Below are 738 nucleotides of genomic sequence, written 5' to 3'. Positions count from 1 at the left end.
CCGCCCTGAACCGTCCATCCTTCGTCTTCTCCGCGCGGGGCGACTCGGCGAAACATGCGCTATCGCCATGCGCCGCCTCCGGGCGTCGGGTCTTGATCCGATGCCGGGGCCGATACGCGGCTTCAAGACCCGTGACGGGGACTGGCAGGAACTGGACCAGATGGGAAGCGCGGGGATCGATCCCCGACGCCTCGCGGCCGCTTTGCTCATTCCTGTCACCATGGGCGCCGTGAGCCAGTTGGGCAGTCTCATCATTCGCAGCGGCGATTTGGGTGACGACCCATCCGAACCTGCCGCCAAAATGGATACTGAAGGAGGTGCACTCTCATGACCATCGATTACGACAAGCTCAGGGAATCCCCCCGCCTGCTCATGGAGGCGAAACTCCAACCGCTCCAGGGCCACCGCTTCCAGCCCACGGGCTTCGCCGACCTCGGCCCGGCCCGCTATACGCTCCCCGACGGGACCGAGATGCTCCTGGTAGAATCCGTCCAGTCCGTCGCCAACCGCATGGAAATGGCTTGCTGGGACCAGTCAACAGACGACCTCATCGATGGCCTCAAGGGACTGCCGTACATCCGTGTCCGGTCCCACAGCGGCGGTGTGCTGACCAACTCCGTTCTTGAGGCCCATCGCATCAATTCGCCGTATATCCTGGAAGGACAGGACAGGAGCGTCTACGACAGGCTCAAAGAAGAGGCCGCGGGGATGGAAACCGGGGCAGTCGACATCCGGGCA

2 protein-coding genes are annotated in these 738 nt (G+C 63.6%); both read left to right on the top strand.

All coding sequences use genetic code 11. The features are described 5' to 3' along the window. The coding region (locus P1S59_14570; protein MDF1527448.1) for a hypothetical protein at positions 1 to 331 on the top strand (331 nt) is incomplete at its 5' end. Beyond that, on the top strand, positions 328 to 738 hold a 411-nt coding region (gene cas7u, locus P1S59_14565), incomplete at its 3' end, for a type I-U CRISPR-associated RAMP protein Csb1/Cas7u (protein MDF1527447.1). The genes P1S59_14570 and cas7u, both read left to right, overlap by 4 nt.

This window comes from bacterium, from assembly GCA_029210965.1.
Classification (GTDB): domain Bacteria; phylum BMS3Abin14; class BMS3Abin14; order BMS3Abin14; family BMS3Abin14; genus JALHUC01.
The sequence above is the reverse complement of the archived record's forward strand: the minus strand, read 5'-3'. Positions and strand labels throughout refer to the sequence as shown.